Annotated in this window: 1 protein-coding gene; it reads left to right on the forward strand. The window is 75.8% G+C overall.

What is annotated here, in order from left to right; translation table 11 throughout:
- Positions 1 to 384, forward strand: a 384-nt coding sequence (locus JHD63_RS23130) for a photosynthetic reaction center cytochrome c subunit family protein (RefSeq protein WP_233168561.1), incomplete at both ends; no start/stop codon positions are given.

The following is a 384-nucleotide window of genomic DNA, read 5'->3' on the forward strand; positions in this document are numbered from 1 at the left end:
CCCCCCCCCCCCCCCCCCCCCCCCCCCCCCCCCCCCCCCCCCCCCCCCCCCCCCCCCCCCCCCGCCCCGCCCCCCCCCGACATCTACACTAGGTTCTCTTCGTCGGCAGCGTCAGATGTGTATAAGAGACAGGCGCAGAACGTGCTGCCGGCGGACTCGCCGCCCGCGCCGGCCGCCGGCCCGACCGCCGGCCAGGTGTTCCAGAACGTCAAGGTGCTCAACGACCTGAGCGTGGCCGAGTTCACACGGCTGATGATCGGGTGTCTCTTATACACATCTGACGCTGCCGACGAAGGAGAACCTAGTGTAGGGCGGGGGGGGGGGCGGGGGGTTGGAAGGGGGGGGGGGGGGGGGGGGGGGGGGGGGGGGGGGGGGGGGGGGGGG

The organism is Xylophilus sp. ASV27 (assembly GCF_016428875.1).
GTDB lineage: Bacteria > Pseudomonadota > Gammaproteobacteria > Burkholderiales > Burkholderiaceae_C > Xylophilus.